We start from the raw sequence: 19766 nt of genomic DNA, 5'->3' as shown, positions 1-19766 counted from the left end.
GGACATGGCCCGCCCGTCGCATCCGAGGCCGTCATGAACGGCGAACGACCGCCCGGCCCGAACCTGCCCGAGACGCTGACGCGCCTGCTTCACGCGCCCAAGAGCGCGATCTGGCCGACGCCGGAGGATCGGCACCGTCTGCGCCTCGGCCCCCAGAGGCCGCGCGAGCCGAGCCGCGCCGTGCTGGGTGTCTGGCTCTGGGCGATCCTCTATAACCTCGTCGGCTTCGCGATCCTCGCGACCCTCTGGCGGACGATGCACTGACCCGATGATGCGATACGGCCGTTTCCGCGCCTGCGCTGCGCTGCTCCCGCTCGCCCTGGCTATGGGGCGCGCGGCCGCTCAGGCGCCCGGGGACGCCCTCAACGCCGATGAGGCGACCGGCGCCGTGAAGGTCTGCTCGCCGGTGGCGATGCCGCGCTGGCGCTCGATGACCCCGGTCCCCAAGACGTGGACGTATACGGATTGCATGGCCTTCTCCGGCGAGATGGGCGCGACGCATTTCCAGCTCGGCTGCCTGTTCACCAACGTCACGCCCTATGCGCAGAAATACGCCTGGGGCGCCCTGGTGCAGATCGAGACGTCGGCCCTCGCGAAGGCTCAGCCGCCGGTTCCCAATTGCGGCTGGTGAGCGGCCGGCAGGCGCGGCGACGGCGGCCATTCCAGATCGAGGGCGAGGCGACCGCGGAACACGACGCTCCCGGTCTCATCCCGGACGAGCGCCTCCAGGCTGAACGCGACGGGTTCGCCCGGCTGTAGCCGGTTGGACCTGTCCCGCAACAGGTCGTGCACGGCTTCGACCAAGGCTTCGGCGGCCGAGTGGCAGGCCTCCCGAGGGTCCGCGAAGCTCAGCCCGTCCTCGTCGAAGCAGAGCCCTCGACCGTCGATGAAGTCGGTGTAGTAGCGCACGGCCCTCAGCCTCGTGTGCGAACCTGGGTCCGGACCCAGGCCGTTGACCGTCAGCCCCGCGGGGCCGGGGCGATCCGCCTCACAACGAGCCCCGCGCGGCCGAGGCCAAACTTCACCACGGCGGACGGAGAAGCGTCAAGGAAATGTCCGAATCCATACACTTCGTGGCGTCGGCAGTCCGGCGGGAGAGGATCTACCCGAAAGTACGATGGGTGATGAGACGCCCCTCTTCTAGGCTGATGACACTCAGGCCGTCCTGCTCCCATGCGGTGGATACATCTGAACCCGTTCCCGATGCGGGACGGACAGCCGTGATGGATGACGCAGGCTCGGCGCGGACGTGCCCAGGGATTCCCGGTCGACCCGTATGCGGCCATGAGCGCGGAGGTGCGATCTGCCCCGCTTTTTCCTGAACGTCCGCCAGCGCGGCACGCTGATCCGCGACGAGGAAGGCGATGACCTGCCGGATCGGGCCGCCGCGAAGACGCTCGCGCACGCGATCCTGCACGACATGCGGCGTCTTCCGCACATCTACGGGCCCCCGCGCCGGTGGCGGGCCAACACGTTCGTCATCACCGATGAGGCGGGCGCGCTGGTCGCCGAGGTGCCGTACGCCAGCATCCTGTGAGGCGCTCTCCGCCGAGGGGATAGCCGTTCGGCGCGCGAGGGCGCGTCACACCGCAGACTGAGAACCGCGCAGCGGCCCGATCAGGCGCTCATATTCCGCCTCAGCGGGGCCGTAGCTCCGGCCCGCGACCTCTTCGAGACGCGCGCGGCTCAGGACGCGAATCCGTCCGCGGCGCGCCCGGATCAGGCCCACGCCCTCCAGGGTGTGGATCGCCACCGTGACCGTCGGCCGGCGCACGCCGAGCATGATCGCCAGGAACTCGTGGGTCACCGAGAGATCATCGCCGTCCTGTCGGTCGTGGTACATGAGGAGCCAGCGCGCGAGCCGCTCCTCGGCCGTCGCTCCGGCATTGGCGATGGCGGTCTGAGCGACCTGGACGAGGAAGGTCTGGGCATAGCGCAGCAGCAGATCCCGCAAGCTGGGACTTGCGGCGACCGCCGCGCGCAGGGCCGGCACCGGGATTTGCCGGCCGCGACCGCCGACCTGCATGAACATCTGAAATGGTGTCGTGTCGGAGCCCAGCACCAGAGCCGGGATCGCCATCCCGTCGCGACCGAACAGACCGACTTCGATACGCCCGGCCTCCGCAAGGCTCGAAACCACGGAGCACAGACCGACGTCGATGAAGACCGCATGAGAGATGGTGGTTGCAGGCTCGGCCAGCACCAAGCCGACGGGAAGCTCGACGGCTTCAAGATGTGGTTCGAGCAGCGCGAGGTCCGGACCGGACAGCATCGCCAGAAGAAAGTTCTGTCGGTCCATCAAGACGTACGCAGAACGAGACACGCTGCCGCCGACTCACCTGCGCGATTCGCGGCACCGGCCGAGCCATGCTCGTATCGTTTCGCGAATGCGAGCGGATAGTGGGTCCGTCGGCAAAAGCGTCTGCAATCAGACAAATTTCGAGCGATCGAGATGGGGATAACCTCTGCAGAACTTCGGGATCGACGCCACGAGCGCCCCGTAAAGCTTCGTTAATGGGAAACCTTCAGGTTGACCGCGATAACGCTGGATGTGCCTGTTCGGCCACGCGTTTCCGTCCACGACGCATTGCAGCGCGACTTCGGTGTGCACACGCTTTGACGCGCAGCCCCGATCGGTCTAGAGAGGACAAACGAACCCAAGCAAGATTCATGCCGCCAATCCTTCGGCGGCCGCCGGCGAACCGCGCAGGAAGGCATCGGGGCCTCGCATGAGTTTGGTGCAACGGCTGGAAGTGCGTCAGGGCCAGGCCCTGGTGATGACGCCGCAGCTCCTGCAAGCGATCAAGCTACTCCAACTCTCGCAGCTCGACCTCGCCGCCTATGTCGAGGCCGAACTGGAGCGAAACCCCCTCCTCGAACGAGCCGAGGCCGAACCGTCCGGCACCAATGAGACGGCCGAGCCCGCCTACCTCGATGACGGCGGCGCCGACGGCTTCGAGGCGGCCGAGCCCGACTCGTGGCTTTCGGCGGAGCTTAACCCGAGCCGCGGCGAGATCGAGAGCGATTTCGACACGCGCCTCGACAACGTCTTCCCCGACGAGGTGCCGATCCAGGCGCGGGAGGTCGGCGGCGGCGACATGCTCTCGCTGACGCCGCCGCCCTACGGCAGCACCGGCGGCAGCTTCGATTCCGAGGCGCCCGATTTCGAGGCCACGCTCACGGCGGAGACCTCCCTGCGGGACCACCTCGTGGGTCAGCTCGAACTCGCCACGCGAGACCCGAAGGAGCGGTTGATCGGCGGCTTCCTGATCGATGCGGTGGACGAAGCCGGCTATCTGCGCGAATCGATCGAGGGCGTGGCCGAGCGCCTCGGCGCCGAGCCGGCCGTCGTCGCGCGGGTCCTGAGCCTCGTGCAGACCTTCGACCCGCCCGGAATCGCCGCCCGCGATCTCGCGGAATGTCTGGCGATCCAGCTGCGCGAGCGCGACCGGTTCGATCCGGCCATGCAGGCGCTGGTCTCGCGCCTCGACCTCGTGGCCAAGCGCGATTTCGGGGCTTTGCGACGCCTCTGCGGCGTGGACGACGAGGATCTCGTCGACATGCTGGGCGAGATCCGCCGGCTCGATCCCAAGCCCGGCCGGGCCTTCGGGTCGAGCGCCGTGGAGACCCTGATCCCCGACGTGTTCGTGCGCGCGGCGCCGGACGGGTCCTGGCTGGTCGAGCTGAACAGCGAGGCGCTGCCGCGGGTCCTGGTGAACCAGAGCTACTATGCCCGGGTCGTGCGCGGCGCGACCGCCGAGGGCGACAAGGCCTTCCTGTCGGAGGCGCTGCAGAACGCCAACTGGCTGACCCGCTCCCTGGAGCAGCGCGCCCGCACGATCCTGAAGGTCGCCACCGAGATCGTGCGCCAGCAGGACGGGTTCTTCATGTACGGCGTGACGCATCTGCGTCCGCTCAACCTGAAGACGGTGGCGGAGGCGATCGGCATGCACGAATCGACCGTCTCGCGGGTCACCTCCAACAAGGCGATCGGCACCAGCCGCGGCACGCTGGAGATGAAGTACTTCTTCACCGCGGCGATCCCGGGGGCGGCGGGCGCGGCGGCCCATTCCTCGGAGGCCGTGCGCCACCGGATCAAGCAGCTCGTCGACGGCGAGACGCCGGACGATGTGCTCTCGGACGACGCCCTCGTGCAGAAGCTGCGCGGGGAGGGCATCGACATCGCCCGGCGGACGGTGGCCAAGTATCGGGAGTCGCTTCGGATCCCGAGTTCGATCGAGCGCCGCCGGGAGCATTTCGCCCACGGCTCGTCCCACCACGCCGCGTTGGCGCTGCGCTGAGATCACGGCCGGGCTTGCGCGGCGCGCCGGTCCGGCCCATCGGTGGCGCCGAATCCCGACGCCCGGACCCAAGATGACATCTTCCGCGACCCCCAAGCGCAGCCTCACCGCCATCGTGCTCGCGGCCGGGAAGGGCACGCGGATGCGCTCGGACCTGCCGAAGGTGCTCCACCGGATCGCCGGGCGGAGCCTGCTCGGTCACGTCCTGGCTTCCGTGCAGGCGGCGGGCGCGGGCCGGATCGCCGTGGTGGTCGAGCCCGGGCGCGACGATGTCGCCGCCGAGATCGCCAAGGCCGCCCCCGGCGCACAGGTCTTCCCGCAGGCGGAGCGCCTCGGCACGGCGCACGCGGTGCTGGCCGCCCGGGACGTGCTCACGGAGCCCGACGACGACGTGGTCATCGCCTTCGGCGACACGCCGCTCGTCACCGCCGAGACGTTTCTGAGGCTCCGCGCGCCCCTCGCGGAGGGCGCCGCGGTGGCGGTCCTCGCCTTCGAGAGCCCGTCGCCCACGGGCTACGGCCGGGTGCTGACCGAGGGCAGCCGCGTCCTGGCGATCCGCGAGGAGAAGGATGCGAGCGCGGCCGAGCGGGCCGTGACCCTGTGCAATGCCGGGCTGATGGCGCTGTCGGGACAACACGCCCTGTCGCTGCTCACCCGCATCGGCAACGACAACGCCGCCGGCGAATATTACCTGCCGGATGCCGTGGCGCTCGCGGTGGCGGACGGGTTGTCGGTCACCACCGTGCCGGTGGAGGAGGCCGAGGCGCAGGGCGTCAACGACCGGGTGCAGCTCAGCGTCGCCGAGGCGGCGATCCAGGAGCGGCTCCGGCGCAACGCGATGCTGGGCGGCGCCACCCTGGTCGCCCCCGAGACGGTGTTCCTGAGCTACGACACGGTGCTCGGGCGCGATGTGATCGTCGAGCCCAATGTCGTGTTCGGCCCCGGCGTGCGGGTGGGCGACGGCTGTACCGTACGGGCCTTCGCGCATCTCACCGAGACCGAGTTGCAGGCGGGCGTGCGGATCGGGCCGTTCGTGCGCCTGCGCGGCCACGCGGTGCTGGAGAGCGGCGCCGAACTCGGGAACTTCGTCGAGCTGAAGAATGCCCGGATGGGCGCCGGCGCCAAGGCCGCACACCTGACCTATCTCGGCGACGCGGAGATCGGCGCGAAGGCCAATATCGGCGCCGGCACGATCACCTGCAATTACGACGGGGTGCTCAAGCACCGCACCACGATCGGCGCCCACGCCTTCATCGGCTCGAACTCCGCGCTGGTGGCCCCCGTCACCGTGGGGGAGGGGGCCTATGTCGCCTCCGGCTCGGTGATCACCGACGACGTGCCGGCCGATGCCATGGCGGTCGCCCGCGGCCGGCAGGCGGTCAAGCCCGGCTGGGCCAAGCTGAAGCGGGCCGCGTTGCTCGCCGAGAAGGCTCTGCGCGGGGGGCGTTGAGGCGCGGGGATCCGAGGTCTTTTCGCGAGCATCTTGATGGAGCGATGGCCGGTCGCGACCCGACCCGACCGCCGCCTACGCATTTCCGAAGCGGCCGTTCAGGAGGCGGTCTCGACGCTAGGCCGACAGAGCCATGGGCACGGTGCTCTCTGCCAATCGCTGAGGCCGACCGATCAGGTAGCCCTGGATTGCGTCGCATCCAATCTCGCGCATGAGGGCGAGTTGCGATGGCGTCTCTACGCCTTCCGCTTGAAGCACGACATTCAGCGCGCGGGCGATATGGGTGATGCCTTTCAGAACCGCCAACGAGTGACGGTCCGTCTCGGCCGTTGTCACGAAGGAACGGTCCACCTTGATACGGTCGAGCGGCAGGTCGCGCAGATGGGCGAGCGACGAGTACCCCGTGCCAAAATCATCCATCGCCACCGTCACGCCGAGGCCGCGGACGGCGTCCAGGATCTTGGCAATCTGACGGCCGTCTTCGACGATCGCTGTTTCCGTCAGCTCGATCTCCAAACGCGTCGCCGGCAGCCCACTCCTGGCGAGAGCCTGCGTGAGATCGGACAGGAGCTGAGGAGAGCGGAACTGGACCGGTGAAACGTTCACCGCGACATAGACATCGTCCGGCAACCGCACGGCCTGTCGGCAGGCCTCCCGCAACACCCAAGCTCCGATCGGGATGATCTGCCCGGTCTCCTCCGCCAACGGGATGAACCGGGCCGGAGACACGGCCCCGAGCGTCGGGTGATCCCAGCGGAGCAGCGCCTCGTAGCCGATGATCCGGTCGTCAACGAGGGTGATCACCGGCTGAAAGGCCAGGTGCATCTCCCCACGTTCGATCGCAGTCCGCATGTCTGTTTCGAGCTGAACCCGATCGGCGACAATTTGCAGCATGTCGCGCGTGTACAAGCTCGTTCGACCTCGGCCCCGGCGCTTCGATTCATAGAGCGCGATGTCCGAGAACTGCATGAGTTCGATCGGATCGTGCGCATCATCCGTGCAGCACATGCCGATGCTGCAGCCGATCGACACCGTGAGGTCATCGATCCCGTACGGCACGGCAAGCGCCTCGATCACCGCGGCGGCGACAGCCATGGCCTGGGTCTGATCGCCGTAGATCAGCACCGCCATCTCGTCGCCGCCGAGCCGGGCTACGAAACCGTCCGGTCCCGCGATCGTCCTCAGCCTGTTGGCGACTTGAATCAGGAGCTGATCGCCGACCACGTGACCGTAGGTATCGTTGACCTGCTTGAAGCGATCGAGATCGATCAGCAGGAGCTTGACGACCCGCTTGGGCATGAAATCGCGCTCCAGCCGCGCACTGAGCGCGCGCCGATTGGCGAGCTTGGTCAGGGGATCGCAGTAGGCCAGTTCCGTGATCCGGCGCTGTGCCTCGCGCTCTCTGGTAACGTCGTCGAGGGTGACGACGTTACCGCCTTCCGCGATAGGTCGGATCTCGACCTGTAGAATGCGGCCGTCCTCCAGCGGGTAGTCGATCATCTTGGCGGTTTCGATGGTCCGCCATTCATGAATCCGCCGGCGCGCCGTCTCTCTCCGCTCCGCGGTCCAGCGATGGCGATCGCCGACTGCGTCCATGATCTGGTCAACGGTCATGCCGGTCAGATCGACATCGACAGGCATGTGATAGATCTCAAGGTAACGCCGATTGTACAGGCGCACGCGTTCGGACGCATCCAGATAGAGCAACCCGTTCGACATATTGTCGAGAGCGGTTCTCAGAACCGCCGAATGGGCGCGCTCCTGGGCGTCGAAGCGTCGTGCCGCGAGGATCGTCAGGAAGGCCCCGAGGAATAGGACAGCCGCTCCGACGGTGGTGAAGATGCTGAGCACGATATGTTCTTGCGGGAAGCCGCTATGGCCCTGGGTGCGGACCAGCGTCGTGCCGGCAATCGCGACGAAGTGCGTACCGGTGACCGCCAGGGTGAAAAGAGCACACACCACCCAAGGTGCCGCCCAGCGTCGCGGCAGGCCACAAGCCAGCGCGAGGCTGCAAGCACCGATACCGGCGGCCAGAACATGCACGAGCGGTGAATGGGTCTGCCGGCATCCCTCAATCGCCGCCATGCCGGCGTAATGCATCGCGCCGATACCAAATCCGGCTACCGCGCCAGCCAGGGCTTGGATACGCCACGAAGGAAAAAGCCTCGCCAGCGCCAGCGGCAGGCCGACGACCGGGATGGCGATCAGCGCCGAGAAGATGGTGGTCGTGTTGTCGAAGCCCAGCACCATATCGGGCCGGTAGCCCAGCATGGCGACGAAGTGGGTCGTCCAGACGCCCAAGCCGCATACGACGGCCGTTCCCGCCAGCCAGCGGCATCGGTGCGCCGGATCGGCATCGCTAACCGTCCGCATCAGAGCGGCGACAAGCCACCCCGCCACGAGGCAGATAGCAAGAGCAGTTAATACAAACCCAAGCGAATGGTTGGTGGCTAGATCGGCAGCACTATAAATCATGACTTGTCTGTACGTGCCTGCCTCTGAAACTGGTATGAAAGAAGACGATGAAAATACAGTTCATATCGAGGCCGGCCTCGAACCTCACATTTGCGTGACGACGCCTGTCGCTTTTGAGAGCTCCTCACAAAACTCCCGGGCACCGGACATTTCCCTTGGCCGCGACAGCGCAGCGGGAGTTTTGTGAGAGGCTCTGAAACGGCGGCCTGGATCGTGGGCGTCTCCTGCGGCTATGCCGGCTTTCAGGCAGCCGAAGTCTCGATGCGGACGGGCCGGAAAATACCCGCAGCGGCCATTCGGCATCCGGCCTATGCCAGCCCTACGAACGGTCGTCCTCACGTCCCGAAAACCACCTTTCGGCTGACCGAAGGAAGACTGCCGGCACTCCGGCACGGGTCCGAGGCAGATACCTGCGGGCACGACCACGCTTGACGCACCTCGGCCCAGCTGGGACACGGCCGCCTCCCCGGACATAGGCCCGCGATGCTGCTCAACCGCCTGTTTCCCGTCTGCGCCATCCTGGCCGCGGCCCTCGCCTATGGCGCGCCGGGCGTGTTCCTCCCGGTGCTGCCGCACGTCGCCGTCCTGCTGGCCGTGATCATGTTCGCCCTCGGCGTGACGCTCACGCCCGCCGATTTCGGCCGGATCCTGGCCCGGCCCGCGCCGGTCGCGGCTGGTGTCGTCGTCCATTACCTCGTGATGCCCGCCGCCGCCTGGGCCATCGCCCACGCCCTCGGTATGGGTACGGACCTCACCACCGGCATGGTCCTGGTCGGCAGCGTCGCCAGCGGCACGAGCTCCACCCTGATGGTCTACATCGCCGGCGGCGATGTCGCCCTGTCGGTGACGATCGCCACGGCCTCGACGCTGGTGGGCCTCGTGGCGACGCCGCTCCTCGTGCGCCTCTACGTCGATGCCAGCGTGCCGGTGGATGTGGCGGGGCTGCTCGCCAGCCTCGTGGAGATCGTGGCCGCGCCGGTGGCCCTGGGTCTGGCTCTCAACCGGGTCGCGCCGCGCCTCGTCGAACGCTTCGAGCGCGCGCTGCCCGCCGTATCGATGGCCGCCATCCTGCTGATCATCGGCGCCGTCGTGGCCGGCAGCCGGGCGAGCATCGCCGCGGTCGGACCGCTCGTGCTGCTGGCGGTGGTGCTGCACAACGCGACCGGTCTGGTCTGCGGCTACTGGAGCGGGCGCCTGCTCGGCTTCGATGAGGGCACCTGTCGCACCCTGGCGCTCGAAGTCGGCATGCAGAATTCCGGCCTCGCAGCGGCGCTCGGCAAGCTCTATTTCTCGCCGCTGGCCGCCCTGCCGGGGGCGGTTTTTTCCGTGTGGCACAACCTGTCGGGCTCGGTGCTCGCCGGCTACTGGTCGAGCCGGGTCCCCGTCGTCGTTGCGCGCGGGACCGCGCCCTCCTAGCAGGACCGCGCGCATTGATTCGGCCGGGGCTGGCCCTGCGCGGCCCTGATCCGGTAGAAGTCACGCTTGGCCAAGGCCTGAGCGAACGGCCCGGACCTTGTGCGGCGCGTCCGCGCAGCGATTCCGGCCTCGGAGCGAGAGACATCCCATGTGCGGCATCGTCGGCATCGTCGGGCGCGACGCGGTGGCGGGGCAGGTGATCGAGGCCCTGCGGCGGCTCGAATACCGCGGCTACGATTCCGCCGGCATCGCCACCCTGGAGCATGGCAGGCTGGAGCGGCGCCGGGCCTCCGGCAAGCTCGTCAACCTGGAGGCGCGGCTGGCGCGCGAGCCGCTCACCGGCACGATCGGCATCGGCCACACCCGCTGGGCGACCCACGGCCGGCCGAACGAGACCAACGCCCACCCGCACGCCACCAGGCGGCTGGCGGTGGTGCATAACGGCATCATCGAGAATTTTCGCGAGCTGAAGCAGGAGCTTGAGGCCGACGGCGTCGTCTTCGAGACCGAGACCGACACCGAGGTCGTCGCCCAGCTCGTCAGCCGCAACATGGACCGGCAGATGGGTCCGGTCGAGGCGGTGGCCGCCGCCCTGCCGCGGCTGCGCGGCGCCTTCGCGCTGGGCTTCCTGTTCGCCGGCGAGGAGAACCTGCTGATCGGCGCCCGCCACGGCGCGCCGCTGGCCGTCGGCTTCGGCGAGGGCGAGACCTATCTCGGCTCCGACGCCCTGGCGCTCGCCCCGTTCACCGACGCGCTCACCTATCTCGACGAGGGCGATTGGGCGATCCTGACCCGCGACGGCGCCGAGATCCGCGACGCGTCGGGCGCGACCGTGGAGCGCCCCCGGCAAAAAATCGCCACGCAGGCCTATCGGATCGACAAGGGCGAATACCGCCACTTCATGGCCAAGGAGATCCACGAGCAACCCGAGGTCGTGGGCCGCACGCTCGCCCACTACGTCGACATGGCGAACGGCCGGGTGATGCTGCCGGAGGCGTTGCCCTTCGACTTCGCCAAGCTCAGCCGCGTCTACATCACGGCCTGCGGCACGGCCTATTACGCGGGCCTCGTCGCCCGCTACTGGTTCGAGCAGGTGGCGCGGCTGCCGGTTGAGATCGACGTCGCCTCCGAGGCCCGCTACCGCGAGGCGCCGCTCGAGAAGGACGGGCTGACGCTGGTCATCTCGCAATCGGGCGAGACCGCCGACACGCTGGCCTCGCTGCGCTACGCCAAAGCCCAAGGCCAGCACACGCTGAGCGTCGTCAACGTGCCGACCTCGACCATCGCGCGGGAATCCTCCGTGGTGATGCCGACTTTGGCCGGGCCGGAGATCGGCGTGGCCTCGACCAAGGCCTTCTCCTGCCAGCTCACCGTGCTGCTCTGCCTCGCCATCGCGGCCGGCCGGGCGCGGGGCACCCTCGATGCGGCGGGCGAGCGGCGGCTGGTCGACGCGCTGATCAAGGCGCCGGGCCTGATGGCGGAGGCGCTGACTTACGAAGGGGCTATCGAAGGCTTGGCCCGCGAGGTCGCGAAGGCGCGGGACGTGCTCTATCTTGGCCGCGGCACCAGCTATCCGATGGCGCTGGAAGGCGCGCTGAAGCTCAAGGAGATCAGCTACATCCACGCCGAGGGCTACGCGGCGGGCGAGCTGAAGCACGGGCCGATCGCGCTGATCGACGAGAGCGTGCCGGTGATCGTGATCGCGCCGCACGATGCGGTGTTCGAGAAGACGGTGTCGAACATGCAGGAGGTGGCGGCCCGCGGCGGGCGGATCGTGCTGATCGGCGACGCCAAGGGCGCGGCCGAGCACGGGCTGGAGACGCTCGCGACCTTCACCATGCCGGCGCTGGACGCCACCGTGGCGCCGATCGTCTACGCGGTGCCGATCCAGCTCCTCGCCTACCACACGGCGGTGTTCATGGGGAAAGACGTGGACCAGCCGCGGAATCTGGCGAAGTCGGTGACGGTGGAATAGCCGCGGCCGAGTGCATCCGCGTCTGGTTCGAAAGCGGCGCGGTCTATGCGAGCGCGCGATCCCGTAGATCCCGGTACGAGGAAGCCAATGACCGCAAAGGACGCCGAAGCCCTCCGCTGGCTCGACGGGCAGGAGGGGGCGATGCTGGCGCTCCTCGAAGAGCTCGTGAACATCGATTCCGGCTCCTACGACAAGCCGGGCGTCGATGCGGTCGGCACCCGCATCGCGGCGTTCCTCGCGGGCGAGGGCATCCCGGTCACCACGATCCCGGTGGAGGGCTACGGCGACGCGCTGAAGGCCGAGGTCGCGGGCTCCGGCGGCGGCAACCGGCCGGTGGTGCTGATGGGCCACCGCGACACGGTCTTCCCGAAGGGCGAGGTGGCGCGCCGGCCGTTCCACGTGGCGGACGGCCGCGCCTACGGGCCGGGCGTCGCCGACATGAAGGCCGGACTCGTGATGAACGCCTTCGTGCTCGCGGCCTATCACCGGGCCGGCGGCGCGCCGGTGCCCCTCGTCGGCCTGTTCACCAGCGACGAGGAGATCGGCTCGCCGGCCTGCCGGCCGATCATCGAGGAGACCGCCCGCGGCGCCCGGGCGGTGCTGAATTCCGAGCCGGGGCGGCCGACCGGCAACGTCGTCACCGGCCGCAAGGGCGGCGTGTTCATGCAGCTGGAGGTTCTGGGCAAGGCGGCCCATTCCGGCGGCAACTACGCGGACGGCCGCAGCGCCATCCTGGAACTGGCCCACAAGACGGTGGCGTTCCACGCGATCACCGATCTCGCGCGCGGCATCACGGTGAATGTCGGGCTGGTCTCGGGCGGTCAGTCGGTGAACACCGTGGCGCCCCGGGCGACCTGCGAGATCGACCTGCGCTACGTCACCCCGCCGGACCGCACGGAGGCCATGGACCGGATCGCCGCGATCGTGGCGGCCTCAACCGTGCCCGACACCACCGCGCACCTGACCATCAAGGGCGAGTTCCTGCCCCTCGTGCAGGATGAAGGCGCCCGGGCGCTGTTCGAGACCTACGCCCGGGCGAGCGCCGGGCTGGGCCGGCCGGTCGAGGGCGAGTTCGCGGGCGGCTGCGCCGATTCCGGCTTCACCGCCAGCGTCGGCTGCCCGACGCTCTGCGCCGTCGGCCCGGTCGGCGGCAAGGCGCATTCGCCTGAGGAGTACTTGGAGGTGGGAAGCCTCGTGCCGCGGGCGCGCGCGATGGCGCAGACCATCGCGGCCCTGTGAGAGCCTGTCCGCCGCGAGCCCACGACGGTCGGCGTCGAGAATCGAACCCTTCGTGTGTTCGAAGGGTCTCAACCCATCGCTCTCAAAGTATGTGAGGGATCACCGGGATACTGGCCTAGTGCGCTCTCCTCCCCCTTGCGGGGAGGGGAAAAGGCCGTGCTCTACAGGCGCCGAGGCTCAGAGATCGACCATGGCGAGCCCGGCCTCGCCGTAGCGCCCGCCCTTGACCGCCTCGGTCGGCATCGCGTCCGCGATCGCCTGGAGATCGGCCGCCGACAGCACGAGATCGGCCGCCGCCGCGTTCTCCTCCAGATGGCGGATCTTCCGGGCACCCGGGATCGGCACGATGAAGTCGCCCCGGCTCAGCACCCAGGCGAGGGCGAGCTGCGCGGGGGTGACGCCCTTGTCGCGCGCCAGGGCGGCGAGCGTGTCGAGCAGGCGCTGATTGGCGGCGAGATTCTCGGCCTCGAAGCGCGGCATGGTCAGGCGATAATCGTCGGCCGCGAGACTGGCGCGGTCCTGGATCGCGCCGGTGAGCAGACCGCGCCCGAGCGGGCTGTAGGGCACGAAGCCGATGCCGAGTTCGATGCAGGTCGGCAGCACCGCCGCCTCCGGCTCGCGGCTCCACAGGGAGTACTCGCTCTGGACGGCGGTGATCGGATGGACCGCATGGGCGCGCCGGATCGTGGCCGCGCCCGCCTCCGAGAGCCCCAGCGCCCGGACCTTGCCGGCGCGCACCAGATCCGCCATCGCGCCGACCGTGTCCTCGATCGGCACCGCCGGATCGACCCGGTGCTGGTAGAACAGGTCGATCACCTCGACCCCGAGGCGCTGGAGCGAGGCGTCGCAGACCGCGCGGACATGCTCGGGCCGGCTGTCGACGCCGACGATCCGCTCGCGGCCCTCACCGGTCTCGGCGATCTTGAAGCCGAATTTGGTGGCGATGACCACCCGGTCGCGGAACGGCGCGAGCGCCTTGCCCACGAGCTTCTCGTTCTCGAACGGCCCGTACATCTCGGCCGTGTCGAAGAAGGTGATGCCGAGATCGACCGCCCGGCGCAGGGTGTCGATCGCCTCGGCCTCGGGCTGGCCGCCATAGGCGAAGCTCATGCCCATGCAGCCGAGGCCGAGGGCGGAGACGGTGAGTTCGGAACCGAGTCGACGCTGTTGCACGAAAGCCTCCCGATGCAGCAGGCCGCACTCTGCATATCCGGCGCCCGCCGATAACCGGTGAACCGCGCAGCAGGGTGTTCTATCCGGCTCAACAGTGAGACGCGCCGACCTGCCCGCCCTGTCGATCTTCGCCGCCGTCGCGGCGCGCCGGAGCTTTCGCGGCGCGGCCCGCGATCTCGGCCTGTCGGTCTCGGCGGTCAGCCACGCGATCAACGGCCTTGAGGATCATCTCGGCATACGCCTGCTGGCCCGCACGACGCGCAGCGTCGCGCCGACGGAGGCCGGGCAGCGCCTGCTCGAAGGTCTCGAACCCGCCCTGGCGGCCATCGCCGAGGCGGTCGAGGCCGCCACCGCCGCGCAGCAGCGGCTCTCGGGGATTCTGCGCGTCTCGGCGGCGCGCTCGGCGGCCGAGATGGTGCTGGTCCCGCTCGCCACCGCGTTCATCCGGGCGCATCCCGGGGTCGAGATCGAGATCCGGGCGCAGGACGGGTTGCGCGACATCGTGGCCGAGGGTTTTGACGCCGGCATCCGCCTGTCCGAGAGCCTGGAGCAGGACATGATCGCTTTGCCCCTCGGGCCTCCGCAGCGCGCCGCCATCGTGGCGGCGCCGGGTTATCTCGCGGGGCGTCCCCGCCCGGCGACGCCGCAGGATCTGCACGCCCACCTCTGCATCCGCCGCCGCTTCGCGGGCGGTGCGCTCTACCAGTGGGAGTTCGAGAAGGACGGCGCCGAGCAGGCCGTGTCCGTCTCCGGGCCGCTCATCCTCGACGATAACGGGCTGATCGCCGAGGCGGCGCGGAACGGCGCCGGGCTCGCCTACCTCTTCGAGGCGCAGGTGGCGGCCGACCTCGCGGCCGGCCGGCTGGTCCGGGTGCTGGAGGATTGGTGCCCGCGCTTCCCCGGCTTCTTCCTCTACTATCCCAGCCGCCGGCTGATGCGGCCGGTGCTGCGCGCCTTCATCGACTTCATCCAGACCGCCGCCGCCGCGGATTAATCCCGCAGAGCCCCGACGAGGCGCAGCAGGAACCCGTCGACGGCGCCCTTGTCGATCCAGCGCAGCACCGCCACGAGGTCGTGGTCCGGATCGCACCAGATGACGTTGTTGCCGGCGCCGAGCGCGCTGAACGATGCGGCGGGGAGCTGCGGCTTGGCGGCCGCCCCCCGGTTCAGCCACCAGAGATAGCCGTAGCTCTCCAGGGTCGGGGAGGGGGTCAGCATGGCGCGGATCCAGCGCTCGGACAGGAGCCGACGCCCATCCCAGGCGCCGCCGCGGGCGATGAGCAGCCCGAACCGGGCGTGGTCGTCGGCGCCGATGAACAGGCCGCCGCCCCAATGGCCGCCCCCGGGGATGGATTGAATCCGGGCACCCTCGATTTCGACCCAGGCATCCGCGTAGCCGTGCCACGCCCAGTCGCGGGAGGCTCCGATCGGGTCCATGATCCGTTCGCGCAGCACTTCCGGCAGGGCGCGGCCGAACAGCCGCATCAGGCAGTAGGACAGCAGGTTCACCCGCACGTCGTTGTACTCGTAGTGGGTGCCGGGCGGGTTCAGCGCCCGCCGCTCGCCCTTGCGGCTGTTGTCGGCGCCCGGGCCGATCTGCCGGAAATGATCGACCTGATCGGACTTGCCGAACAGCGTCCCCTGCCACTCGCTCGATTGCTGCAGCAGGTGGCGCCACGTGATCGCGCCGTTATGCGGCCCGTCGAGGAGCGGGTCCGGCACGCTGTCGCGCACCGGGGCGTCCACGTCGGGGATCAGCCCGTCATCGTGGGCGAGGCCCGCCAGCACCGCGAGGTAGCTCTTGGCGATCGAGAAGGTCATGTCCGGACGGGCCGTGTCGCCCCAGGCGGCGACCCGACGGCCGCCCCGCAGGATCACGCCGGCCGGGCCGCCCCGGTCCCGAACCGGACCCGTGACGGCGCTCCACGGCCCGGTCTCGTTCCACTCGACGATCCCGACATAGCGGCCATCCGGGTGATACAGGCTGCGCGGCCACGGACTCTCGTGCGCCTCGGCATACCCCACCGTCTCCGCGAGGCGGACGGGATCGAAGCCGGCCGCTGCGGGATCGACCTCTTCCCATGTCTCCCGCCATGTCTCCCGCCATGTCTCCCGCGGCCACGACGGCGCCATTTCCTGCCTCACACACGACCTCCACCGTCCAGGCGCGGACCGCCTCATCTGTCGCGGGCCGGTCACGCGATCACGCCCCGCCCGCCGGCGCGGATCGAAGGTGGAAGCATGCCTTGCGCCGCGCGGCACGCATGACGAAGCGATCCCGGCCTGCGGGCTGTGCCGCCGGGGCGGCCGGGTCCTCTTCCGGTGTCGAAGCAGGCGTTGCCGCCGGAATGCGCTTATCGAAAAATGTACTTTCTGCTCAATCAATATATTCTAGATCTTCCTCTCATTCTACAAGACCCGATCATTTCGCATAAATTTTTATGACGGTAAGATTGGATATTTTGTTTAAAATTTGATCGGAACGATCCGTGTATTGCTTGCGCAATGGATTTGGCAGCCATATTATGCGACGTCAGAGACGATAGATTCGCCCTCACGATCGCGACCATCATGGAAGTCGTGATATACTAAAATTCCGATAAATATTCAATCTTGGAGCGGGGTCGCAGGCACGCATGACTGCAATAGCGAATTCTGAGTCTTTGCGGATCCTTGCGCGAATACGATTTCAGATTTTACTCGGCGCGCTCGGTTGTGCCGTCGCCCTGATCACACCGCTGGCGCTCCTGGCGGCCCCCCAGTCCGATACCGTAGCCCTCGTCGGCGGCGCGGGATCCGGCAGCGCTGACGTCGTCCGCATGGTCGCCGAGGCGGGCGGATCGATCCTGAACGTCGGCGGCCGACCGGACGTCGTGATCGCCCGCTCCGACAGCGCCGGCTTCGTCGCCCGCCTCTACGCGGCGGGCGCCCGGCTCGTCCTCGATGGCGGCCTGGCCGGCGGCTGCGGCCACACCGACCGAGCCGACGCCCCCACCCGCACGTCACATCCCGTTTTCGGACCCGCGCAACGATGAATCACCTCGATGCTCTCCGGCTCAAGTTCGGCCGCTCGCTCATCGCGATCCTGTGGGTGCACATGCTCGTCGTTGCGGGGGCGGAGGCCGCGCTGACCGGCGGCCTGCCGACCTGGGGCCCGATCGCGGCCGTCGCGGTCCTGGCCGGAACGGCGACGCTGTTCTGGTGGATGGATCCGATCGGCACGGCCACGCGCATCGTCAGCGGCGTGGCGCTGATCGGCATGGCGGCGATCTTCGTGGTCGTCTTCGCCGGGCATCCCTGGCAGATCGATCTGCACATGTACTTCTTCGCCTGCCTCGCGGTGCTGGTCGGCTGGTGCGACTGGCGCGTGATCCTGGCGGCGACCATTGCCACCGCGGTGCATCACCTCGCGCTCGATCTGGCGGTTCCGGCGCTGGTCTTCCCGGATGCGGCGACCGACATCGGCCGCGTTGCCGTGCATGCGGTGATCGTGGTGGTGGAATCCTCGGTCCTGATCTGGGTCTGCCGGACCACGGTCGACTCGTTCCGGGCGCTCGGACAATCCGAGAGGGAGGCCCAGGCGCAGCTGGCCCGTGCCCAGCTTCTGGAACGGGAAGCCGCGGAGGCCCAGTCCGCCCTGGAGGAAGAGCGGCGGAACACGACCGAGCAGCTCGCCCGGACCTTCGAGACGACGGTCGGCGGGATTCTGGAACATGTGTCCGGCGCGGCGGCGAGCCTGCGCAGTGCGGCCGCCGACATGTCGGAGACCGCGAGCGATTCGGCGCGCCGGTCTTCGGACGTGGCCTCCTCGGCCGGGGCCGCGGCGCGCGCGGCCGAGACGGCCGCAGAGGCGACCGCCCAGCTCGGCGCGTCGCTCAGCGAGATCGAGCGGCAGGTGAGCGGCTCGGCCGACCTCGCCAGCCGGACCGCCGCGGAGGCGGCCGATGCCGTGCCGCTCGTTCAGGAGTTGAGCGCGGCCGCCGAGCGGATCGGCGACGTGGTGGCGCTGATCTCGACGGTGGCGGCCCAGACCAACCTGCTGGCCCTGAACGCCACGATCGAAGCCGCCCGGGCCGGCGAGGCGGGCCGCGGCTTCGCGGTCGTCGCCGCCGAGGTGAAGGAGCTGGCGGGCCAGACCGCCAAGGCGACCGAGGACATCGCGGCCCAGGTCGCGCAAATCCAGAGCTCGACGCAGCGGGCGGTCACCGCCGTGAACGGGATCACGGTCCACATCCGCGACATGAACGACCTCGCCACGCAGATCACCGTTGCCGTGCGCGACCAGGGTGCCGCCGCCGAGCGCATCGTCCGCACCGTCGCGGAGGCGGCGGCCGGCACCGGCGCCGTGAGCACCACCGTCACGACCGTGGCCGACGCCGTGGAGGCGACCGGAACGACTGCGGGAAGCCTCCTGGCCTCCGCCTCGGACCTATCGGTCGAGTTCGACGCGCTCGGTCGGGAGGTCGACCGCTTCCTCGCCTCCGTGCGCGCGGCCTGAGCAAGCCGCGGCGCCCGGCCCGGTGCGGTGCGCGTCAGGCCGCGCGGACCGCGTCGTCATCACCGGCGTGATCGCAGGCCATCTCGGCGAGCCCTCGGCCATGACGGATACGGTGACCGAGTCCCGGCCCGGCGAGATCCAAACGTTCAGCGGCACCGGGCGGCTCGGCGGCACCGCCGAACCGGAGACCGGATTTCATCTGTTTCGGCACCAGCCCGGTCGCCTCGCCGATCACCGGGGAGCGAACCGGCACGCCCAGGCCTCGAAGTGCGGGCAGGCCCCTCGACACCCGCTTGCGCCCCGGGGCCGCTTCGATCAGTTTCCGACGGATCCCCGGGGGGATCCCGAGCGAAGGACCGCGTTGTCCGTGCATCTCCTGATCGTCGACGACCATCCGCTCTTCCGGGACGCTCTGGCGGCCACGATCCGCCTCGCGCATCCGGACGCGGTGCTGCACGAGGCCGACGGCATCGAGGCGGCCTGCGCGGTGCTCGCCGCCAACCGGAGCATCGACCTGACGCTCCTCGACCTGTCGATGCGCGGCACCTCCGGCTTCGACGGGCTGATCACGATCCGGGCGAATTTTCCGCGCATCCCGATCCTGATCGTCTCCGGCCATGAGGATCCGCGCATCGTGCGCGAGGCGCTGCAGCACGGCGCGGCCGGCTTCGTGCCGAAAGCCATGGACAAGGCCACGCTGACGCGGGCGATCACCGAGGTGCTGAGCGGCGCACTGTTCCTGCCGCCGGGCCTCGCCGAAGCGAACGCTCCTTCGCCACGCTCCAAGAAGGCACCGCTGCCCGAACGCCTCGCCCGGCTGACGCCGCAGCAATTGCGGGTGCTGATGATGATCCGGCAGGGCAAGCTCAACAAGCAGATCGCCCACGAGCTTCAGGTCGGCGATTCGACCGTGAAGGCCCATGTCTCCGAGATCCTGCGCAAGCTGGAAGTGATCAGCCGGACGCAGATCGTGATCGATACGGCGTCGCTCGACTTCGACCAGATCCACAACGCGCATCCGGCCTGACAGCGCGGCGCTTGTCGTCCGATCCGGCGGCACGGGACGCGCGCCCCCTGTCCTGGAGGCCCGGAACGCGGCGGGAGGCAAACCGCGATCCCGCACAGGATGCACCGCAAAGCCGCCCGTGGCGATCCCGATGGACGCCGCGCGACCTCCGGTGCCGGATCCCACGCCGCATTCCGCCGATGCGCCAAGCGTCTGGGTGGAGTTGTCGAGAG

Annotated in this window: 17 protein-coding genes; 11 read left to right on the top strand and 6 right to left on the bottom strand. The window is 69.1% G+C overall.

Annotation, left to right across the window (positions count from 1 at the left end; translation table 11 throughout):
* The first annotated feature begins 33 nt into the window (after positions 1-33).
* Together FVE89_RS18670 and FVE89_RS18665 are read left to right on the top strand one after the other, a co-directional pair.
* A complete protein-coding gene (locus FVE89_RS18670; protein WP_160535556.1) occupies positions 34-264 on the top strand; it encodes a hypothetical protein in 231 nt (76 codons plus the stop codon).
* Positions 265-268: 4 nt separating this feature from the next.
* The gene (locus FVE89_RS18665; RefSeq protein ID WP_160535555.1) at positions 269-631 is read left to right on the top strand and encodes a hypothetical protein; all 363 of its coding nucleotides are present in this window, start codon (positions 269-271) and stop codon (positions 629-631) included.
* On the opposite strand, the gene FVE89_RS18660 is transcribed toward FVE89_RS18665, so the two are convergent.
* Both FVE89_RS18660 and FVE89_RS18655 read right to left on the bottom strand, forming a co-directional pair.
* Positions 601-909, bottom strand: a complete 309-nt coding sequence (locus tag FVE89_RS18660) for a hypothetical protein (RefSeq protein ID WP_160535553.1) — start codon at positions 907-909, stop codon at positions 601-603. The two genes, FVE89_RS18665 and FVE89_RS18660, sit on opposite strands and share 31 nt — an antisense overlap.
* Positions 910-1582: 673 nt before the next feature.
* Positions 1583-2299: a Crp/Fnr family transcriptional regulator gene (locus tag FVE89_RS18655; protein ID WP_160535551.1), complete on the bottom strand. Its 717-nt coding sequence runs from the start codon at positions 2297-2299 to the stop codon at positions 1583-1585.
* Positions 2300-2729: 430 nt separating this feature from the next.
* On the opposite strand from FVE89_RS18655, the gene rpoN reads away from it, so the two are divergent.
* Positions 2730-4301, top strand: a complete 1572-nt coding sequence (rpoN, locus tag FVE89_RS18650) for an RNA polymerase factor sigma-54 (RefSeq protein WP_160535550.1) — start codon at positions 2730-2732, stop codon at positions 4299-4301.
* Between the two features lie 73 nt (positions 4302-4374).
* Entirely contained in the window at positions 4375-5751 is a 1377-nt protein-coding gene (gene glmU / locus FVE89_RS18645) for a bifunctional UDP-N-acetylglucosamine diphosphorylase/glucosamine-1-phosphate N-acetyltransferase GlmU (RefSeq protein ID WP_160535548.1), read from the top strand.
* 117 nt (positions 5752-5868) lie between these two features.
* On the opposite strand, the gene FVE89_RS18640 is transcribed toward glmU, so the two are convergent.
* Complete coding sequence (locus FVE89_RS18640; protein ID WP_160535546.1) at positions 5869-8226, bottom strand: EAL domain-containing protein; 2358 nt, start codon at positions 8224-8226, stop codon at positions 5869-5871.
* 483 nt (positions 8227-8709) lie between these two features.
* Between FVE89_RS18640 and FVE89_RS18635 the strand changes: the two genes are divergently transcribed.
* From FVE89_RS18635 to FVE89_RS18625, 3 genes are all read left to right on the top strand, one after another.
* Positions 8710-9642: a bile acid:sodium symporter family protein gene (locus tag FVE89_RS18635; RefSeq protein WP_160535544.1), complete on the top strand. Its 933-nt coding sequence runs from the start codon at positions 8710-8712 to the stop codon at positions 9640-9642.
* Positions 9643-9790: 148 nt separating this feature from the next.
* Positions 9791-11617, top strand: coding sequence for a glutamine--fructose-6-phosphate transaminase (isomerizing) (gene glmS / locus FVE89_RS18630; protein ID WP_160535542.1), 1827 nt, complete (start codon positions 9791-9793; stop codon positions 11615-11617).
* Positions 11618-11704: 87 nt separating this feature from the next.
* The gene (locus FVE89_RS18625; RefSeq protein WP_160535540.1) at positions 11705-12856 is read left to right on the top strand and encodes a M20 family metallopeptidase; all 1152 of its coding nucleotides are present in this window, start codon (positions 11705-11707) and stop codon (positions 12854-12856) included.
* A gap of 177 nt (positions 12857-13033) precedes the next feature.
* On the opposite strand, the gene FVE89_RS18620 is transcribed toward FVE89_RS18625, so the two are convergent.
* Positions 13034-14029 carry an aldo/keto reductase gene (locus FVE89_RS18620; protein WP_160535538.1) on the bottom strand — a complete coding sequence of 332 codons (996 nt, stop codon included), beginning with the start codon at positions 14027-14029 and terminating at the stop codon, positions 13034-13036.
* Between the two features lie 94 nt (positions 14030-14123).
* Between FVE89_RS18620 and FVE89_RS18615 the strand changes: the two genes are divergently transcribed.
* Positions 14124-15023, top strand: a complete 900-nt coding sequence (locus FVE89_RS18615; protein ID WP_160535536.1) for a LysR family transcriptional regulator — start codon at positions 14124-14126, stop codon at positions 15021-15023.
* On the opposite strand, the gene FVE89_RS18610 is transcribed toward FVE89_RS18615, so the two are convergent.
* Positions 15020-16174 carry a serine hydrolase gene (locus FVE89_RS18610; RefSeq protein ID WP_342389611.1) on the bottom strand — a complete coding sequence of 385 codons (1155 nt, stop codon included), beginning with the start codon at positions 16172-16174 and terminating at the stop codon, positions 15020-15022. The genes FVE89_RS18615 and FVE89_RS18610 overlap by 4 nt on opposite strands.
* 518 nt (positions 16175-16692) lie before the next feature.
* Between FVE89_RS18610 and FVE89_RS30770 the strand changes: the two genes are divergently transcribed.
* Both FVE89_RS30770 and FVE89_RS18600 read left to right on the top strand, forming a co-directional pair.
* The gene (locus tag FVE89_RS30770) at positions 16693-17064 is read left to right on the top strand and encodes a hypothetical protein (RefSeq protein WP_210254063.1); all 372 of its coding nucleotides are present in this window, start codon (positions 16693-16695) and stop codon (positions 17062-17064) included.
* Entirely contained in the window at positions 17061-18527 is a 1467-nt protein-coding gene (locus FVE89_RS18600) for a methyl-accepting chemotaxis protein (protein ID WP_160535532.1), read from the top strand. Before FVE89_RS30770 ends, FVE89_RS18600 begins: the two co-directional genes overlap by 4 nt.
* Before the next feature lie 34 nt (positions 18528-18561).
* Here the strand turns inward: FVE89_RS18600 and FVE89_RS18595 are convergent, their stop codons facing one another.
* Entirely contained in the window at positions 18562-18921 is a 360-nt protein-coding gene (locus tag FVE89_RS18595) for a hypothetical protein (RefSeq protein WP_160535530.1), read from the bottom strand.
* Here FVE89_RS18595 and FVE89_RS18590 point away from each other — a divergent pair.
* Positions 18895-19554: a response regulator transcription factor gene (locus tag FVE89_RS18590; protein ID WP_160535528.1), complete on the top strand. Its 660-nt coding sequence runs from the start codon at positions 18895-18897 to the stop codon at positions 19552-19554. The two genes, FVE89_RS18595 and FVE89_RS18590, sit on opposite strands and share 27 nt — an antisense overlap.
* Positions 19555-19766: the final 212 nt, after the last annotated feature.

It is taken from the genome of Methylobacterium sp. 2A, assembly GCF_009806555.1.
Lineage (GTDB): Bacteria > Pseudomonadota > Alphaproteobacteria > Rhizobiales > Beijerinckiaceae > Methylobacterium.
This window is presented reverse-complemented; position numbering and strand designations above follow the sequence as displayed.